The 19,042-nt window shown below is 45.6% G+C and carries 19 protein-coding genes; 8 read left to right on the top strand and 11 right to left on the bottom strand.

The genetic code is table 11. The features are described 5' to 3' along the window. Positions 1-3: 3 nt before the first annotated feature. Positions 4-1,236: an MFS transporter gene (locus tag VF709_RS09315; RefSeq protein WP_013097422.1), complete on the bottom strand. Its 1,233-nt coding sequence runs from the start codon at positions 1,234-1,236 to the stop codon at positions 4-6. Between the two features lie 167 nt (positions 1,237-1,403). Here VF709_RS09315 and VF709_RS09310 point away from each other — a divergent pair, with 167 nt between their 5' ends. The 3 genes from VF709_RS09310 (at position 1,404) to deoR (ending at position 3,574) form a co-directional block, all read left to right on the top strand. Then, a complete protein-coding gene (locus tag VF709_RS09310; protein ID WP_440231330.1) occupies positions 1,404-2,132 on the top strand; it encodes a phosphatase PAP2 family protein in 729 nt (242 codons plus the stop codon). 7 nt (positions 2,133-2,139) lie between these two features. Next, a complete protein-coding gene (gene ybjG / locus VF709_RS09305; RefSeq protein ID WP_020689884.1) occupies positions 2,140-2,748 on the top strand; it encodes an undecaprenyl-diphosphate phosphatase in 609 nt (202 codons plus the stop codon). A 67-nt stretch (positions 2,749-2,815) separates the two neighbouring features. After that, positions 2,816-3,574: a DNA-binding transcriptional repressor DeoR gene (gene deoR, locus VF709_RS09300; RefSeq protein ID WP_013097425.1), complete on the top strand. Its 759-nt coding sequence runs from the start codon at positions 2,816-2,818 to the stop codon at positions 3,572-3,574. 66 nt (positions 3,575-3,640) lie between these two features. Here deoR and dacC read toward each other — a convergent pair whose 3' ends face one another. Then, positions 3,641-4,846, bottom strand: coding sequence for a serine-type D-Ala-D-Ala carboxypeptidase (gene dacC, locus VF709_RS09295; RefSeq protein WP_014831210.1), 1,206 nt, complete (start codon positions 4,844-4,846; stop codon positions 3,641-3,643). Between the two features lie 241 nt (positions 4,847-5,087). Between dacC and VF709_RS09290 the strand changes: the two genes are divergently transcribed. Beyond that, the gene (locus VF709_RS09290) at positions 5,088-5,714 is read left to right on the top strand and encodes a glutathione S-transferase family protein (RefSeq protein WP_013097428.1); all 627 of its coding nucleotides are present in this window, start codon (positions 5,088-5,090) and stop codon (positions 5,712-5,714) included. Here VF709_RS09290 and VF709_RS09285 read toward each other — a convergent pair whose 3' ends face one another. The 3 genes from VF709_RS09285 to VF709_RS09275 all read right to left on the bottom strand — a co-directional run bounded on the left by VF709_RS09285 (position 5,715) and on the right by VF709_RS09275 (position 7,916). Beyond that, the gene (locus VF709_RS09285) at positions 5,715-6,833 is read right to left on the bottom strand and encodes a PQQ-dependent sugar dehydrogenase (RefSeq protein ID WP_414759925.1); all 1,119 of its coding nucleotides are present in this window, start codon (positions 6,831-6,833) and stop codon (positions 5,715-5,717) included. It abuts the gene before it with no gap. Between the two features lie 106 nt (positions 6,834-6,939). After that, a complete protein-coding gene (bssR, locus tag VF709_RS09280) occupies positions 6,940-7,323 on the bottom strand; it encodes a biofilm formation regulator BssR (RefSeq protein WP_013097430.1) in 384 nt (127 codons plus the stop codon). Between the two features lie 371 nt (positions 7,324-7,694). Then, positions 7,695-7,916 carry a DUF2188 domain-containing protein gene (locus VF709_RS09275; protein WP_207771119.1) on the bottom strand — a complete coding sequence of 74 codons (222 nt, stop codon included), beginning with the start codon at positions 7,914-7,916 and terminating at the stop codon, positions 7,695-7,697. 303 nt (positions 7,917-8,219) lie between these two features. Between VF709_RS09275 and VF709_RS09270 the strand changes: the two genes are divergently transcribed. Continuing rightward, the gene (locus VF709_RS09270) at positions 8,220-9,215 is read left to right on the top strand and encodes a hypothetical protein (RefSeq protein WP_440231325.1); all 996 of its coding nucleotides are present in this window, start codon (positions 8,220-8,222) and stop codon (positions 9,213-9,215) included. A 269-nt stretch (positions 9,216-9,484) separates the two neighbouring features. After that, positions 9,485-10,632 (top strand): IS3 family transposase gene (locus tag VF709_RS09265; protein WP_127348419.1). Its coding sequence is split into 2 segments (ribosomal slippage): positions 9,485-9,722 and positions 9,722-10,632, totalling 1,149 coding nucleotides; the frame shifts between segments, so codons are not numbered across the junction. A gap of 466 nt (positions 10,633-11,098) precedes the next feature. Here the strand turns inward: VF709_RS09265 and VF709_RS09260 are convergent. Both VF709_RS09260 and VF709_RS09255 read right to left on the bottom strand, forming a co-directional pair. Then, on the bottom strand, positions 11,099-11,764 hold the full coding sequence (locus tag VF709_RS09260) for a hypothetical protein (protein ID WP_335264523.1): 666 nt from the start codon (positions 11,762-11,764) through the stop codon (positions 11,099-11,101). Between the two features lie 202 nt (positions 11,765-11,966). Further along, positions 11,967-12,542 (bottom strand): recombinase family protein, encoded by a 576-nt coding sequence (locus VF709_RS09255; RefSeq protein ID WP_262820451.1) that lies wholly within the window; start codon positions 12,540-12,542, stop codon positions 11,967-11,969. A gap of 547 nt (positions 12,543-13,089) precedes the next feature. On the opposite strand from VF709_RS09255, the gene VF709_RS09250 reads away from it, so the two are divergent. Continuing rightward, the gene (locus VF709_RS09250; protein WP_262820450.1) at positions 13,090-13,968 is read left to right on the top strand and encodes a retron St85 family effector protein; all 879 of its coding nucleotides are present in this window, start codon (positions 13,090-13,092) and stop codon (positions 13,966-13,968) included. Positions 13,969-14,281: 313 nt separating this feature from the next. Next, on the top strand, positions 14,282-15,211 hold the full coding sequence (locus VF709_RS09245; protein ID WP_262820449.1) for a retron St85 family RNA-directed DNA polymerase: 930 nt from the start codon (positions 14,282-14,284) through the stop codon (positions 15,209-15,211). Positions 15,212-15,249: 38 nt separating this feature from the next. Here VF709_RS09245 and VF709_RS09240 read toward each other — a convergent pair whose 3' ends face one another. The 4 genes from VF709_RS09240 to VF709_RS09225 form a co-directional block, all read right to left on the bottom strand. Then, positions 15,250-15,606 (bottom strand): hypothetical protein, encoded by a 357-nt coding sequence (locus VF709_RS09240; RefSeq protein ID WP_440231454.1) that lies wholly within the window; start codon positions 15,604-15,606, stop codon positions 15,250-15,252. Positions 15,607-15,632: 26 nt separating this feature from the next. Continuing rightward, positions 15,633-16,196 (bottom strand): hypothetical protein, encoded by a 564-nt coding sequence (locus tag VF709_RS09235; protein ID WP_440231323.1) that lies wholly within the window; start codon positions 16,194-16,196, stop codon positions 15,633-15,635. A gap of 728 nt (positions 16,197-16,924) precedes the next feature. Continuing rightward, positions 16,925-18,439, bottom strand: a complete 1,515-nt coding sequence (locus VF709_RS09230) for a type III restriction endonuclease subunit R (protein WP_440231321.1) — start codon at positions 18,437-18,439, stop codon at positions 16,925-16,927. A 75-nt stretch (positions 18,440-18,514) separates the two neighbouring features. Beyond that, the gene (locus VF709_RS09225) at positions 18,515-18,889 is read right to left on the bottom strand and encodes a hypothetical protein (RefSeq protein WP_335264518.1); all 375 of its coding nucleotides are present in this window, start codon (positions 18,887-18,889) and stop codon (positions 18,515-18,517) included. Positions 18,890-19,042 lie beyond the last annotated feature (153 nt).

The raw sequence follows: 19,042 nt of genomic DNA, 5'->3' as shown, positions 1-19,042 counted from the left end.
GAATTATGGCTGCAGGGCGTTCCCGACGCGTTTGTCTTTCAGGAACATCACCATCAGGATAACCCACAGCACGCCGTTGGCGAGGTTAAACAGGCTGAACAGACCGTTGCCGCCGAGCGCATAAGCGTGCTTGCTCACCTCGATCCCGACGGTAAAAATCAGCATCTGCAGCATCCCCATCGCCGCCGAAACGGTGCCTTTACTCATCTCGCTGGCAAACAGCGTCAGACGCACCAGCCCGGCATTCGCCACGCCAATACCGAAGGCGTAAATACTCAACCCCGCCGTCATCCACAGATAGGCATGAGATGATACCACCGTCGCCACCGCGGCCACGGTAAGGCCCGCCGCAATCGGCCAGCCGCCCATGATGATGAGCGAGCGCACCGTGCGTCGTGATGTCAGACGCGCCAGCACCAGGTTACCGATAATCAGTGCGCCAAAAATCGGCACCTGCAGCAGCCCGTACTCGTAGCTACTGAGCTGTTCACCGCTGATGATAATGACCGGTGACTGGGCGATCCACGCCAGCAGCGGCAGGCTAACAAAGCCCGTCGCCAGCGCGCCTGCCACAAAGCGGCCGTTTTTCAGCACCGCTTTATAATCCCGTCCCAGCTCTTTCAGCGACAGCGTCTCACCCAGTCGGGTGGCCGTTTCCGGCATTGCGCGGTGCAGGCCAAAGAACGCGATGGCGGCCAGCACGGCGAAGAGCACAAACATGCCTTCCCACGGTGCCACATGCACCCACGCGGCGCCCACCAGCGGCCCCAGCAACGGAGCAATCAGCGCCACGTTCGCCATCAGCGCGGTGATTTTGATACACACCGCCTCCTCAAAGGACTCCTGAATGGCGGCATACCCCACGGCACCGATAAAGCACAGGCTTACCCCCTGCAGGAAACGCAGCAGGGTGAACTGTTCAATGTTTTGCGCCAGCAGCGTGGCGAGACAGGTCACGATAAACCACACCACGCCCGTCAGCATCACCGGACGGCGGCCAATACGATCCGACAGCGGCCCTAACAGCCACTGTAAAAACATGCCGCCAGCCAGATAGGCGGTCATAGAGGTCGGCACCCATTCAATACCTGCGTTGTATTGCGCCACCACGGCCAGCATGCCGGGCTGAATCATATCGTTGCCGATATAGGTAGAGAATTCGTAAAGCACCAGACACAGAGGGAAAAGTAACGCCTGACGACCCAGACGTGTACCCGAAGAAGAACGGTTTAACATGCAATCTCTTTATGATGAAAAAATCGCGATGAGTGTAATGAATTGCCGCTGTCTGAGATAGCAAATTATCCAGAAGAAACAGAAATAAAGCATTTATCGTCGTTGTTTAAGGTTTCCTTAAGTTGACACCAATATGATAGCCATATTTCACGCTGCCAACCAACTCTATGACCCGCATATCCCCTCGTTCAGAATTGTCTAAGTTACAGACAAATAAGACAAAACAACTTTACCGCCTGCCTGTGCGCTTTTATGGTTATCAGCTTTTAGTGCTGATCGCCCTTGCCGTGGTGTTTACCTGGCTTTCTCGTGGCGAAACGCTTGATAAATGGATCACTGGCTTTTGGTATGACGCGGCAACAAACCGTTTCCCGCTGCAGAAAAACCCGATGCTGGATCTGCTGAACCACCGGCTGGCGAAGTACATCGCCATTGCCATGGCGGTGGGTGCGTTGTTTTACGGTGCCTGGAAGCGCAATGCGAGACTGGTCACTGCCGCACTGCTGATGGGGCTTGGCACGCTGGTGGTTGGCGTACTGAAAAGCCTGAGCCATCACAGCTGCCCGTGGGATCTGGTGGAGTATGGCGGTAAGGCCGTCTCTTACCCCCTGTTCAGTTCCGCTCCGGCAGACAGCGGTCCTGGCCGCTGCTTCCCCGGCGGCCATGCGTCCAGCGGCTTTATGGTGATGGGGCTGTTCTTTGCCTTCTGGCGCGAACGTCCGCGTCTCGCCTGGAGCTTTGTGGCCTTCGGCGTGGTGTTAGGTCTGGCGATGGGCTTTGGCCAGGTCATGCGCGGGGCGCATTTTTTCTCTCACAACCTGTGGGCTGGGTGGTGGGTCTGGTTTTCCCAGGTAGCGGTCTACGGCCTCGTTTCTGCCTGGTTTGCTAAAGAGTAAAAACGCTATGTTAGAGAATCTGAATTACCAGCTGTTTTATCTGATCAACGCCACCCCGGCCTCGCCTGAGTGGATGATCGATTTGGCCACTTTCCTGGCAAAAGATCTGATCAGTATTGTGCCTGTGCTGGCGGCCATCCTCTGGCTGTGGGGACCGCGCAGCCAGGTCAACGCGCAGCGTCAGCTGGTGATCAAAGTGGCGATGACGCTGGGGGTCAGCGTGCTGGTCAGCTATGTTCTGGGTCTCGCCTTCCCGCACGATCGTCCTTTTGTCGAACACGTCGGCTATACCTTCCTGCACCACGCGCCGGATGACTCGTTCCCAAGCGATCACGGTACGGTGATCTTTGCTTTTGCGCTGGCCTTCCTGTTCTGGCATCGCCTGTGGTCAGGTGCGCTGCTGATGGCCATTGCGGTCGCCATTGCCTGGTCTCGCGTGTATCTGGGCGTACACTGGCCGCTGGATATGGTAGGCGGCTTCCTGGTGGGGCTGATCGGCTGCGTCAGCGCGGCGATCCTGTGGAACCTCTTCGGGCTGGCGCTGTATCGCGGACTCTCGTCTCTCTATCGCACCCTTTTCGCTATCCCGATCCGCAAAGGCTGGATACGTGACTAACCCCGGTATGACAGGTTACACTTGAGCCCCCGCCCTGCGGGGGCTCACTTTTTCATCCTGAGGATCTATGGAAACACGCCGCGATGACCGCATAGCTCAGTTGATACAGGCGCTGAAGCGCAGTGATAAGCTTCATCTTAAGGAAGCCGCTACCCTCCTCGGCGTTTCAGAGATGACCATTCGCCGTGACCTGAACAGCGAGAGCGCGCCCGTCGTGCTGCTGGGCGGCTATATTGTGCTGGAGCCACGTAGCGCCAGTCATTATCTGATCAGCGATCAAAAGACGCGCCTGGTTGAAGAGAAACGCAAAGCCGCCCGTCTGGCGGCCTCTCTGGTGCAACCGCACCAGACGCTGTTTTTTGACTGCGGCACCACCACGCCGTGGATAATCGAAGCCATCGACAGCAGCATCCCCTTTACCGCCGTGTGCTACTCGCTGAACACCTTCCTGGCCCTTCAGGAGAAACCCGAGTGCCGGGTGATCCTCTGCGGCGGTGAGTTCCACGCCAGCAACGCCATTTTTAAGCCGCTCAATCTTCAGGACACGCTCAGCAATTTGTGCCCGGATATCGCGTTTTACTCCGCGGCGGGTGTGAGTACCCGTCAGGGGGCAACCTGTTTTAACCTGGAAGAGCTGCCGGTAAAACACTGGGCATTAAGCGCCGCGCAGTACCATGTGCTGGTGGTGGATCACAGCAAGTTCGGCAAGGTGCGTCCGGCACGGATGGGCGAGCTGGCACAGTTCAATGCCATCGTCAGCGATTGCCGCCCGGATGAAGAATACGTGACCTACGCGAAGGCGCAGCAGGTGAAGTTAATGTATTGAGAGGGGTGCGGTCTGATGCCTCACCCCGGCCCTCTCCCACCGGGAGAGGGTGAAAAGCGGGAAGACTTAACTAAACCAGCTGCCAAACCAGCTATGGAATTTCATCATCACGAAGTCCCACATCCGGCTGAAGAAGCCGCCCTCTTCGACCGCTTCCATCACAATCAGCGGACGCTGTTCAATCGACTTACCGTTTAACTGGAAATCAATCGTCCCGACCACCTGGCCTTTTTTCAGCGGCGCGGTGAGCTGCGGATCGGTCAGGGTATAGCTCGCTTTCAGGTTTTTCAGCTGACCACGTGGAATGGTCACCGACCCGGCTTCACCGGCCCCCAGGTTCACTTCACTCTTGTCACCAAACCAGACGCGCTGGCTGACGAACGTGGCATCCGGTTTAATCGGCGTCACGGTTTCAAAGAAGCGGAAGCCCCAGGTCAGCAGTTTTTCTGACTCGTTAAAACGAATACGGTCGGTTTTGGTGCCCAACACCACCGAGATCAGACGCATGTCACCCTGGGTCGCGGAGGCCACCAGGTTATAACCCGCCCCGGCCGTGGTGCCGGTTTTCATCCCGTCAACGTTGACGTTGCTGCTCCACAGCAGACGGTTGCGGTTCGGCTGGCGGATTTTATTAAAGGTAAACTCTTTCTCTTTGTGGATGGCATATTCGTCCGGCACATCGTGGATGAGCGCCTTGCCGAGCAGCGCCATATCGCGCGCGGTACTGAACTGGCCCGGCGCATCCAGACCGTGGACGGTTTTAAAGGTGGTGTTGGTCAGACCCAGCTTTTGCGCATAGCCGTTCATCAGGCCAATAAACGAGTCCTGGCTTCCCGCAACATAATCTGCCAGGGCGATACAGGCATCGTTGCCGGACTGGATAATCACCCCTTTATTCAGATCGGAAACGGAAACCTGATCGCCCGGTTTCAGGAACATTACCGATGACCCGCGCAGCGCCGGGTTGCCGGTCGCCCAGGCATCCTTCCCGATGGTGACCATATCGTCGAGCTTGATCTTACCCGCCTTCAACGCCTGGCCAACCACGTAGCTGGTCATGATTTTGGTCAGGCTGGCCGGGTCGAGTTTCTCATCCGCATTGCCTTCCGCCAGCACTTTACCGCTGGAGTAATCCATCAGGATCCAGGCACGCGCATCTACCGGCGGCGCTTCGGGCGCAGCCTGCTCAGCCGCATAGAGAGTTGGTGCAAACAGGAAAAGGAGCGCGGAGCCTGCCGCCAGGCTGCGCAGAGAAGTCATTTTTCGCGTCATAAATGCCACCCGAGTGTCCATTCAAAAATTACGTCACATCACCGTGTCGCAAGAAGCGATGAGTAATAGCGCACTAAAACGGTTAATGAAACCCAACGAGGGTAAAGTTATTAAAGTTTATGCAATAACATTCAGATACGCTTTGATTAAGGCGATTTTTTTCTCTTCTGTTGCGTAATTGTTAGGTTTATCTCACCATGGCGAAAAGCTGACTCGGATTCACATCTTATCGGGAGTAATTATGATTACGCTGTGGGGAAGGAATAATTCGACCAACGTCAAAAAAGTGCTCTGGACGCTGGAGGAGTTGGATTTACCGTTTAACCAGATAATGGCGGGTTTGCAGTATGGGGTTAATAAAGACGCCGACTACCTGGCGATGAACCCGAACGGCCTGGTGCCGCTGCTGCGCGATGATGAGACGGACGCCACGCTGTGGGAATCCAACACCATTGTCCGCTACCTGGCCGCCCAGTATGGACAAGGCCGTCTGTGGGTAGAAAATCCGGCCCGCCGCGCGCAGGGAGAAAAATGGATGGACTGGGCCAACCAGACGCTCTCCCCCACGCACCGCGTGATCCTGATGGGGCTGGTCAGAACCCCCGAAGCCGAGCGCGACTATCCCGCCATTCATGCGGCGCAGGACGCCTGTGAAAATCTGTTTGCGATGATGGACGATGAGCTGGCGAAACACGCCTGGTTCTCGGGTGCCGACTTCGGCGTGGGCGACATTGCCGTTGCGCCATTTGTCTGGAACCTGACCAACCTCGGTCTGACGTGGACGCCGCGCCCTCACCTGGCGCGCTGGCTTAAACAGCTGAGCGAACGCCCGGCCTACCGTAACGTGGTGATGATTCCGGTAAGCTGATCACCTCCCGGACGGGCTGACTTTCAGCAACTGCCCGTCCGTTTCATCGGTCAGAACATACAGATAGCCGTCCGGACCGACGCGCACATCGCGGATGCGCTGTTTCCGGTCGCCCAGGATCCGCCCGTCCTCGGTCACCGTGTTGCCGTTCACGCTCAGCACGATCACATCCTTCTCTTTCAGCGCCCCGATAAACAGCTTGTTTTTCCACTGCGGGAACACGTCACTGTTATAAAACGCCATTCCGCTCACGGCGGGTGAGACTTTCCAGACAAACAGCGGTTTTTCGGTTCCTTCAACGTGTTCACCTTTCGCCTCAGGAATTTTTAATCCGCTGTAGTTGATACCGTGGGTCGCCAGCGGCCAGCCATAGTTTTTCCCTTTCTCCGGGATGTTGATCTCATCCCCGCCACGCGGGCCATGTTCATTAAGCCACAGCGTGTCGCTCCACGGGTTCATCGCCATCCCTTGCGGGTTACGAATGCCATAAGACCAGATTTCCGGCCGCGCACCGGCGGTGTTCACAAAGGGGTTATCCGGCGGGACTTTGCCATCCTCCGTCAGGCGCACCACTTTCCCCTGGAGTTTATCCAGATCCTGCGCCGTCGGGCGCTGGTTGTTTTCACCCAGCGCAATAAACAGATAGCCTTTGCCATCAAATACCAGCCTTCCGCCAAAGTGGTGACCGGTGGAGAGTTTCGGCATCTGACGGAACACCACCTGGAACGCCTCAAGGCGGGAAAGATCGTCGCTTAAGCGCCCGTAACCCACCGCCGTTCCGGCTTTGCCGTCAGCGCCTGCCTCGGCGTAGCTCAGCCAGACGCGGCGCGAGGTGGCAAAATCCGGCGCCAGCACCACGTCCAGCAGTCCTCCCTGTCCGTTGTCCCAGACTTTGGGCCCCCCTGTTATCGGGTCTGACAGCCCTTTCCCGGCCTGCCAGTGTTTCAACTGGCCGCCCTTCAACGTCACGAGCAGCCCTTTGTTATCCGGCAGGAACGCCAGCGACCAGGGGTGTTCGAGTTTGTTCTGCAATACCTCAACCTTAACCGCATCAGGTGCAGCAAGGAGCGAAAACGGAAATAACAACGCAGGCAGGAAAATCAGCGAGGATCGGTGCATAACGCGCTCCTTTATCGGCATATGGCATAAAGATTAGCCACTACGTCCAGGCACGTTATCACTTTTACAAAAGCTTAATCAGAAGGGGGAGTTGCCTCCCCCGGAATCAGTGCTGTTCAAGCTTCGCGTGCTCGTTCAGACACATGATGCATAGAGAGAGCGTTGTCAGGCAGTTTTCAAGCTTCTCCGCGTTTACAGCGATAAAAGTCGGGCAGTCATGGCGTCCGTTCATCAAACAAACCCCGGCAATGGAGAGCACCTCGGCGGCGCGGCGCAGCGCAATACATTCGCTTTCGGCGTATTCCGCTTTCAGGATGGGTGCTTTTTCACGCATGAAATTGCAAAGTTCAAAGAAATTATCACGCAGATGTTCGCTTTCGCTGACTGACATATACCCTTTCGCCTTCCTCAGCTGCAGATATGCGGCAAGGTCGATTCGGGCGTTGATCAGCTTGTTCAGCAGATCGCGTTTCAGTCTGTCAACGGACATGCTCATTCCTCCTCTGTCAGCCCCTGTGCACAGTCAGAATAAGGTTATTTTTTGTACAGTTTAATGCCTGAGATCAATTATTCTTAACTGATTAACATTCTTTACAATGTTACAACCTGCGCGGGCATCATCTGCACTGCAAAGAGTGTATTAATCCCCCGCGATACGCTGTAAAATCCCGCCCTGATAACTCCATAATTGATGAATTTTTAACCTATGAGCAATGTTACGCACCCGCCGAAAATCGGCTTTGTCTCCCTGGGCTGCCCTAATAATCAAGAAATAAAATCCGCCTGATAAAGACCCATTCACCGTTATCTATTGAAAAGACGAAAAAAAGAGGCTCTTAGCCTCTTTTTTCATAAGGAGCATCAACCTTTAGGAGGGAAAGGATCCTTTCCATGTGAGTCGCTATCTCGAATCTGTCCGTTAGGGCGATGTATGACTAATTCGCTCCCCTGATTTCGAGAAATAACTCGCCCAGCATCTATAGCTTCTTGCTGAGTACGGTGAGTTGAAGTCACTTTTCCGTTACCTGCACCTCTGACAGCCCATTGTCCGTTGTGAGGCACTACATGTTGGTTTTTACCCATAATGTCACTCGCCACATGAAATACACCATATGGTGCCATAATTAATGGTAGACACTATATGTAGCGTTGCACTTGCTTAAAATCACATTTTATAATACTCACAAATTACATTTGTACCGTTCAACACATCTATGTTGATATCTAAACCTTTTGTAGTATCAGTGCCACCTCGTCCCACCTTGGTTCATTTTTGCACACATCACCTATAACCTTAGACTTCGTACGCCATTGAAAGAACCTTACAAGGGGTGTATATTCCCACAAGCTGTTCATCCAAACAGTACGCAAAGATAAGGAAATGTAATGGCAGATAATTCAGAATCTTTTGCAACAATAGAACAAATTACTTCACGCCCTAATTTTTCTTCTGATTTAGAAATTACTGTTAAAAACTTTCGTTCTCTTGTAGGACGCTATCATCTTAGTGAGAGTGTGAAATGCCAGGTAAAAACCGAGCATGGGAACTGTGGTCAAAAACATCAGCATGGATATCTTGGTGTTGATGATACTGGACATGAAGGTTTAATCGGAGGCATTTGTGGAGATAAGTACTTCGGTGGGCATACGCAATATATACAGGAAAGGAAACGTATTGATGCTGAGCTTGACAGGCGTGAGAGCATAGAGAAACTAATTTCTTATAAAGATAATTTTTTATCGTTATCTTCTACGTACGCTAATTTATTTAAAGAAACTCAAAACATAAAAAATAAAATCAATTATTTATATAAGGGCTTCCCCGACATAGTACTTACTTATTTTTATCAAGCCCAAAGAACACAAAATTGGGATTTATATATTGATGTATTGCGTCATACCCGTGGTGAAAAGGGAATGACGAGTAATTGGTATATTGAAAAACTCTGTACTTTTCCACCTTTGCCATCTCAACAAGAAATTACAAGTTTGATAGTGAAAATTGAGAACTTGCAATCAATTTTCAACGAGGCATGTTCAACAAAAATTGATGAACTTGGAACGCCAAAATTGAAAAACTACGTGAAAAGTATTTCTGAATTTTCAGAATTAGAAATTTCCTTTAATAAATACCGCAAAAATACTGAAGACTTTGTAAAAAAAGAAAATATCTATAATCTATATTATGCCTGTGCAAATACAAAGGACAAACATAGTACTGTCAAAACAATTTTATACATCATGAAGGATTCCAATCCAACTGAAGCATCAGTTAGAAAAAAATGTGATGAAATTGAAACTATAACAAGGAAAAGATTTGACAATTGTGAAATACGGTACAACAAAAAAGTAATGAAGTTTAAGAAGAATAGCTTAGGTTAATTAAAAAGCCCCAGTTGGGGCTTTTTAATTTTTCATCAACCATAACCAATAGAACTTGTAGTAATTGGCCCAATGGCACTTGTATGTTCAATCACCTGTACTCACATTCCCTACCCTATAACTGCCTATAACTGCCTATAACAGCCTCTGAGGTTTTTGATCTTACCAAATGGTGGATGTGCATAGACAACATCGTAGCGTTCATTTGAATCGCCACGGGTTTAACAGACACCTCAGAGTCATTTAAGATGGCTTAAAGAGAGGTGCCCATGAGCGGTAAGCGTTATCCAGAAGAGTTTAAAATCGAAGCAGTCAAACAGGTTGTTGATCGTGGACATTCTGTTTCCAGCGTTGCAACACGTCTCGATATCACCACCCACAGCCTTTACGCCTGGATAAAGAAGTACGGTCCGGAATCTTCCACTAATAAAGAACAGTCAGATGCTCAGGCCGAGATCCGCCGTCTCCAGAAAGAGCTGAAGCGGGTTACCGACGAACGGGACATATTAAAAAAAGCCGCGGCGTACTTCGCAAAGCAGTCCGACTGAGGTACGCCTTTATCCGTGACAACACCTGTTGCTGGCCTGTTCGCCTGCTCTGTCGGGTGCTGGATGTTCATCCCAGTGGCTTTTACGCCTGGCTTCAGCAGCCGCATTCACAACGCCATCAGGCAGACCTGAGACTAACAGGACAGATTAAACAGTTCTGGCTGGAATCGGGATGCGTCTATGGTTATCGCAAGATCCATCTGGATCTGCGGGACAGCGGGCAACAGTGCGGAGTGAACCGGGTCTGGCGGCTGATGAAACGTGTCGGGATAAAGGCTCAGGTCGGATACCGGAGCCCGCGGGCACGTAAAGGCGAGGCCAGTATCGTGTCGCCCAACAGGCTCCAGCGGCAGTTCAATCCGGATGCTCCGGATGAGCGTTGGGTAACGGACATAACCTACATCAGGACCCACGAAGGCTGGCTGTATCTTGCCGTGGTTGTTGATCTGTTCTCACGCAAAATTATCGGCTGGTCCATGCAATCCCGGATGACAAAGGACATTGTCCTGAACGCACTGCTGATGGCTGTATGGCGGCGTAATCCCCAAAAACAGGTGCTGGTTCACTCGGATCAGGGCAGTCAGTACACAAGCCATGAGTGGCAGTCGTTCCTGAAATCACACGGCCTGGAGGGCAGCATGAGCCGTCGTGGTAACTGCCACGATAATGCGGTTGCAGAAAGCTTTTTCCAGTTATTGAAACGCGAGCGGATAAAGAAAAAGATCTACGGAACGCGGGAAGAAGCCCGCAGCGATATTTTTGATTACATCGAAATGTTTTATAACAGTAAGCGTCGGCATGGTTCCAGCGATCAGATGCCACCAACTGAATATGAAAACCAGTATTATCAACGGCTCGGAAGTGTCTAAATTATCAGTGGCGATTCAATTAGTTGAGTACTGGAGAGCGTCACCAACGATCCATTCAGCGTCTGGAAGTACCCTTTGCCCAATCATGACGTATTCGGGATTCAGTTCTACACATGTAATTTGTTCTGGTCGGTTACGTTGGTACTGATCGAATGATAGCAGCCCTATTCACGCACAAAGCTCAATGCAACGTCCAGTGCATCCTGCATCAATGATGAAATCCCATGAGGGCATTTCGGGAGTGAAGAAAGTACCAATTGCACCAACGGCACAGTTCTCAGGATGAATTCTTTTTATCGTATATGAGTGGCTTATCTGCGTAGACAAGATCCAGTACTTGTTGAGGTAGTTTTGTTTCTTTTTCACTTAGTTCTGCCATAAAAATACCCGCATAAGTTAATATGCAGGTATTTACTTAAACAAACATATATATTTTACAAGAAAATAAATTATATCAGATAAATTATTATGGATATTTAACACCTAAGTAGCCACTCATCTTTTTGGTTTCTAACCGGACAGTATCCATAGCAATAATCATTTCTCGAAAATCTGACTGGTAATGATATTGAACCACAGGAAAATCACTATCGAAGACCATTTTTTCATTATGAACTTGCTTGAAGTCATTAGCAAATGAAATTGTTTTTTCTATATTTTCTTTGACAGTAACAAACATTATCAAGATCTTATAATGTGGCATATCCGATACTTCATATTCGTTGAGCTTCTCAGATGCCTGAACTAATTGGTTAAAATGATAGTTGTATATAGAATCGGAAATATAAACTTCTCTTTTAAAAATCAAAGAATGGAAGTTTCTTTCGAAATCGTTAAAAACCTGATCTAACTCACAAATGGTATAATAAAGATAAGAAACAATAGTTCTTCTTTTTAAATCAAGTTCTTCTTTCTTCTCACGTGTATCTTTTCGTGATATATAGATTGAAACAATTACTGCCAACATCCCACCTACAAATGATAAAACACCACTCATAGCCTGAACTGAATCAGTAAAGCTACTTTCAATAACAAAAATACTATTATTATTAATTATATAGATCAATGCAAGCAAAAGAATGATAACAATAACCATAAGAAGATGCAGAGAGTGTTTTTTAATCTTTTCCATGACATTAACCCAAACGGAAATTATGTATAATCTTATATGAAATACAGGGCGAGTTAGCTCCCGTCAATCAATGTTATCAGTACTTTTAATATATTTCTAGACAAATCATTAGAGATTAAAAAATACCAAACATTAAAAGATATCGAAAGGATTTGAATGTCAATTAACAATTAGCTCACATCCTTTGCCCCCTTCTGCTATATCAGTTCTCAATACTGCCAGTACTGGCAAGTATTTCTTTCTTCACGCGAAACACAGTGGCCCTCCCACAATCGCACAACTTTGCGATCTCATCCGGTGTGTTCTTCCCTGCTTGAAGCATCTCAGTTATTTTACTGTGCAATTGTTTGTTCTTTTGCTTGCCTTTGTACTTCTTAGCCTCTTTAGCAAGGGCAATTCCTTCGTTGCGACGAGATGCGATCATACCCCGCTCAAATTCTGCAACGGCTCCCATCATGGTGAGGATCAGGCGGGATTGTGGGGAGTTGTCGAAGCTCATTGAGTTTGCGAGGAACTGAACAGTAATCCCACGAGCCACGAGGTTATCAATCATTTCCAATAAATCGCGGGTATTACGAGCAAGTCGATCAATAGAATGAGTAATGAGCGTATCACCTTCGCGGAGGTGTGAAAGCAGATTCAATAGTTCAGGCCGTTCGCTGGTGGACTTTCCTGATTCTTTCTCGGTGACGATTTTGTCACAAACAGGTTCCAGTACTGCTAACTGACGTTCAAGATTCTGATCCTTCGTTGAGACTCTTGCATAACCAAAAATCATTTTCCTGCCCTCACTACCAATTTGTATCATTTGAATTAACTTAATGATACAGTATCATTTAAATGCATTCAATATCTAAATGATACTAAACGAGACGCAAAAGCGGAGTATCACAAGGGACTACCCAAAAGAGATTTTCAATCGTTCAGATTTTAGGCGATACCGAGTTAGTGAAAAGTTCGGTACTGAGATCTGAGTACACGGCATTTTGTCGGCGGGGTTGAACCTGATTAGGCGAACGAGATTTTAAATCAGGCGGAAAAAAACTGACTGTACTTTTATCTCAGTAAACGATCCCTTTAACTTTTCCCTAAACAAAGAGTAGATCTGTCCTCAGTTTTTCGACCTCTAAACGAGCAGTAATTCTAACGGCAAGACAAAGTACTATTCCAAGGCCTCACGCATGACATTTCCCACTGATATATGACGATTTTATGTTATAGAGGTCTAACTAAACTATGAAATTTATGATGCGGTAACACTATTTCTATAATAAGATAAGAAGTTACTTACGTGGAGTGCCATTGTTAGGAATAAAAGAACAAAGATGAAAGTTCCCAAGCAAAGCATCATCAACAGATTCCCCGATCTACATATTCATCAAACTATCGATGAAATTAGGGAGTTATTGATAAACGGATTTGATGATTCCCAAAAAACGATTTTTTTATGCGGAAAAGATAAGTCCGACAAGAAAAGTCTTCGGTATAAATTTTCTACCTTTCTCTCTCAAGAGAAAGGTATAACTCTTACCTATCCAGAAGATTTATTCGAAGACCTTCTTGAAGGGCAAGGGAAAAATAGCCTCCTTTCGCTTGAAACACAACTAGCAAACTCTGTTGATCTGATAGTCCTAATACCTGAAAGCCCAGGTTCTTTTGCTGAACTAGGTGCATTTTCTATGGATAAAGCCTTAGCACAAAAAATGCTTGTGATGAGAATGGGAGAGTTCAAATCAGGAAAAAGCTTTATAAATCATGGACCTGTCAGGCTTGTTCGAGCACATGGTGGAGAAATTTATGATATCCCCAAAAATTTTGATGAAAAGAACCCAAAACATGTAAAAGCAGTACTTGGAAAAATTAAGGAAACACTCCCAAGCGGAAGAAAAAAGAAAGAACTAGATAATATTTTATTATATTCAAAGCATGTTCTTCTTTTAATTTATCTCTTTGATGATTTGAATTTACTTTCAGTTTACAAAACCATGGAACTTATCATGAAAAGAAAGTTTGATCATCGAGATAATATTGCCTGTAAAGCGGCGACACACGCTCTCATAAGGGCAGGAATGATTAACCAACAAGAAGGATTGTTTACCATAACTCAAGTTGGTTATGATTCAATAATCAATAGTTTCCATTTAAAATCATCTCTGGCAGAGCTACGAACAAAAATCATGAATAAACAATATGCTAGACACTGATGAGGATTCATCATAGAATTTTGAGGTGTGCTAGTTTTTAAGCAGGTGGCTTGCTGGTCCGCTAGTTGAGTCACAATGGATGGAGAGTCTCTCCGTTCCCGCAGTTCATCACAGAGATAGCGTGATGATCGAGTCCCCCAATTCCCGCCCGCCGTGATTTGGGGGACTCGTACATCCGCCTTACGGAAGGATTATGAGCATCCATACCTTGTTCAGGTATGTCTGCTCATTCTCCTTCCCCGCTGTAGTCGTTAAAAACTAGCACACACTTTTTAACCAGAACGAAACTGCCTCTCCACTATGATGAAATAAAATGAATAATCATCAAGGAAAGTACACTCAGCAACTGCTATCCCTTCCAATTCTTGAGAATTTGGATGACTTATCACAGTCACTCAGACTCCCTAAAGAAGTTATATCTAAGTTTAGTGTCAATAATGATAGATACTACCACCGTATTGAAATGAAGAAAAAAACTGGTGGTATTCGTCACATTGAAAGCCCACTAAAAGAATTAAAAGCAATACAAAGATGGGTATTAAGATATATTTTAGACAAATTATCTCCTTCAGTATATGCGAAAGGTTTTGTCAGAAATAAATCTATTCTTGACAATGCTAAGCCACATGAAGGGAATCAATATGTATTAAATCTTGACTTACAAGATTTCTTTACAAACATCCAAGCTTCTCATATATATACTTTATTTAAAAATATCGGATATAACAATAACATAGCTTTCATACTTACATCCTTTTGTACAAAAGGAGGCTATTTACCCCAGGGGGCTCCAACTTCTCCTGCTTTATCTAATCTTGTTTGTTTAAGACTTGATCACCGTATATCTACATATTGTAAAAAACGTGCTTTGACATATACACGTTACGCTGATGACCTTTGCATATCAGGAAATAAGATACTAATCTTACAGAAAGCATCTTACTTAATAAAAGATATCATTTGTGACGAAGGGTTTACTATAAACGTCAAAAAAGAAAAGTTTTTAGGTCCAAAAGTACGAAGAGAAGTTACAGGTTTAACTGTCACCCCTAAGATCACGATCAGTAAAAAGAATTATTGTCTCTACAGAAAAAGAATCTATGATCTTGTAAGAACAGAAATTCCAAACAAGCATGAAATAATAAAAGGAATTTTATCTTTTGTAAGAAGCATCGATAAAGATAAAGGAAAAAAACTTTCTGTATTCTATCAGAGTCAAATTACTATCATTGCAGATAGTTAAAATCAATGAGGCCAAATTGATGGCCTCATTACTTATGTTCAGTTGAGGCGATTTAGTACCATATACTTTGGATGGCACATGCTGCCGCGTTCCTGTAACCAGTAGTAATCAAGATCTGCAACACGCACGTCTAATCCCGAATCCACACGGTTGATCTGTAATCGCAGCCCTACAGTATTCTTGTACGATAAACCAGATTTAACATTATACTGGTACTTAACTCCGCGTTCTTCTTCAAATAACCTGAGATAAGGGGTGATTTGCTTCTGTATTTCTTTCAAACAAATAACTTCATTACCGACAATAAAGGGTTTTTCTGTTTTCCCATCGGGAATAGTAGCCGCAAGTGTAGTTAATGGAATTACCGTTAACAGTACTGATAATATTCTTATCATCATTTCTTCCCCCTGATACAAGATTACTATTTCGAGCAAATCTGTGTAATTGTTCCATTATGGTTAAAATCAACGAGAATTACTTTTATGGTACTATCATTAAGCACCGATACAAAATAGTTACTTGATGAATTCCCATACTTGCGTGATCCATCTGCTGCGATTTCATTAAATTTAGCAGTATCAGTAATATCTTTATCACCTGGAATTGGCATTCGACTGATCAACTTATCATCTGAGATTGTATATTCAACTAAAATACTTTTATCTGAATAGTAACCAGAATTATGTTTTGTTCCTTGTCGAGTTTGGGTTATCGCATCAAATTTATCGCATTTATAAATATCGACTTTTTTCGTTTCCGTGCTGCCAGTCGTTGAAGCCTTAGCATTAATATCAGTACTTTTATCTTGTGAAACAACACCGGAACCAATTCCTATTGAGACAACAAAAACAATAAAGCTCATGACTAACGCTGCAATCGAAATACGGAACTTTCCCCGACCTTTATTTCTGGAATAGTTTGAAACTTTCCTGAAAGTAAGTACTGCAAGGGTCACACAAATGATGAAAACAACAATCCCGGCCATAAAATCCCTCAAAGGTTGTGTATCAAAGGTAATCAGAATATCACTTCACAACAAATAGATCGATAAAAACGATCGATAAATCAATTTTCGATCGATAAAAACTATCAAAATCTATTAATCGCAAGCAAATCAATAGGTAAAAACGATCAGACGTTGGTCAGTACTTCGAAAGCATCTGAAGTCCTTGGGCTTGACATTTAAACGCCCTCAGAAAGCCGCTAAGGCTGTTTGATTGCTTATGGATTGGGAGTACCTGCATTTAGTTAAAATTTCGTTCCGGGGCTTCCTGTGCGTTTTGTCGGAAACACCATCATGGAAAGGGATTGATCGTATCGGGTTCGCTTCGCTCAGAGCAGTACTGACAGGGCTTTTCCATTAGCTGAAACAGCAGATACCCCACTAAGTACTCAAAGGAATTATTAGTACAATAAGTAATGAAATAACAATCAGTTATGTACTTACTGACAGAATAAAAAACGCGATTGGTTCGCTCTGCCAGTGACTGAAAGGAACGAAGCAGTAGAACCGAATCCAGCGAACAGTACACGCAAAGCGGGTGCTGTTTAAATGTTTTATCTATATAAACAATGGGATAACTATCAAGTACTCACTACGTGAGCACTCTCACTAACTACCCGAAACAGTTCGCTTGCTTCGCCGCTCCTGCTTTCAGGCAGTTAATTCGCTTTCGCTCTTTGGTTGATGTCCCTTTTTTATCTAAGTGTATATTATAAGGGGTTATTTTTGGACATGCTGCTGCTTTTCATGTCGGTGTTTCGGACTGAATTTGCGTCTCTTTTGTGTACTGCTTTCTGGTATCTGCCCCACATAGCCGTAGTATCGTCAGTACTGAGATCCGCGTTGACAGTACTTGCAAGAAATGCTTTGAATGCCACTAACTCAAGCCCCGGATTCTCCTTTTTCCAGCGACTGAAACGCTTCGATTTTGTATCACTCAATGCAGGCAGTCTCTTAGCGTTTGTGGCTCCCTTTGGCCTTCCCGGCACACCCGGTTCCACGTTTTCCAGCACTCCCGGAATATGTTCAATATTTGTACTCAATGATTCAGCCTGCCATTTATCGAACACATAGACAATCTGAGTTTCGGTACTGTTAAACTGACGTGATATCCCTCTTAAAGCGAACTGGTGAAGGTTTTCGTACTCTCTCGCCTGATGGATGTCTTCACCTGTAATCTTTAATAGCAACTCACACAGTTTCGCTTCTGTGTCGTCAGGACGCATACAGGCTAACCAGATGCATGTATGTTGATCTTTGTAGTCGTTATGCCCCCTCGCATCAGGGCTTATTCTGTAAGCCTTGTGCAGCTTCAGCTTGTCGGTATTGTTGTTCGTCCAGTAGTATTCCTGACCTTCGAGTATTTCAGAGAGGTAAGCATAAACACGCTGGAGTTGACCGGGATTTCTTTCCTTCCATGCCTTTGATAATTTTATATTTTCTGAGAAATAGTATACTTTGAGGCGTTCAGTTAAAGGTACTTTTCGTTGTTGCAGATCATCCAGACTGATTTCTTCAAACATCCCTTGATTTGCCTTATAAATCAATGAATTTTCGAAGTTTGCCCCCATGAAAGTAACAGGTAATCCGAGATACTTACTGAGATCTTTCCATCCAAGAATGCTCAATTGCACTTTCTCTGGATCGACAAAGTAATCGTTGTTCATGATGAAAATATCATTCTCAGCTATAACAGAAAGCTCTTGGGCGATTTTGTTCATTAAATCCCCTTTTACTGCTTTCTTTTTCGCTGTTAAGTACTGTCTTTTTTCTTCATCGACAACCTCATGTTCTTGCATAAGATCATGATATATAATATTTTTGATTCGCTGATTATCGTCATTAACATTTTTGAATGAATGAAAATTAGTCACATCATCAAGCCAAATCTGCCAACCTTCTAACATTTCAACTGGTATTCTAAAAAATGTTTTATCACTAATTATAAGAACCCGCTCAACTGGTGCTTTGAGGAAATCCAGTACTGTATTAATGACATTTTTACTCCTGGGCATTAAATCGCTAATCAGTAATTTGCAGTTGTTAAAATTTTTAGCTGTATCTGTAGCGAGTTTCTGTGTATTTTGTACGATAATAAACTTTTCAGCACTGCCTTTTGTGTTAAGTACTTTATTGATATTCTCACATAATTGATATGTTTTACCTGACCCACACTCAGCAGATACGTACTTAAACTTGTTATAAATAGGTGTAGGATTAATCATTTCTACACGCTCCATATTGATTAATTTAGAAAGGCCGATTCGTTCCAGTGAGTCGGCCTTTCGTCGTTTTAGTTATTAGTATTTAGGAGTTGCGACAACTACAAGACCATGCTTATCAACAAGTGAAAGAAGTTGGTTCACCGCCTCAAAAGCTACAGGAAGTTTCATAATTAATGTCGAATACATCGCAAATTTTACTTCGTTATTTTCTATATCGACTTCTGTTATATTGCCGCTTTCTACATTTAGGCCGCGATAACGTATTTTATCGTCCTTTAGGTAAATGGTGTGAATCCTCTCATTTCCCTGATATTCATCCAGAACCTGTATGTAGGCTTTTGTACTACTTTGCTTACGTCGAACCCTAACGCTAAAAGCAGCTAACTCATTGAATAGATGCTTTATTTCATTAACAATTGCGGAAGGTATCTTACTATTTTTCTTTGACATATCGTTACTCCTCTAAATTAAAAGTCATCTCATGGTTAACCTCCTAGGGGTGCTGTTAATGTTTGATTGGCTATATGTTAACGGGCAAAATTGCCCCAATCAAGAAAAAGTTGCAACTTTTTCTTGACAATCTCATTACCATTCAAGTCAAAA

It is taken from the genome of Enterobacter sp. Lyrl_3 (genome assembly GCF_051948675.1).
Taxonomy (GTDB): Bacteria; Pseudomonadota; Gammaproteobacteria; order Enterobacterales; family Enterobacteriaceae; genus Enterobacter; species Enterobacter cloacae.
The sequence above is the reverse complement of the archived record's forward strand: the minus strand, read 5'-3'. Positions and strand labels throughout refer to the sequence as shown.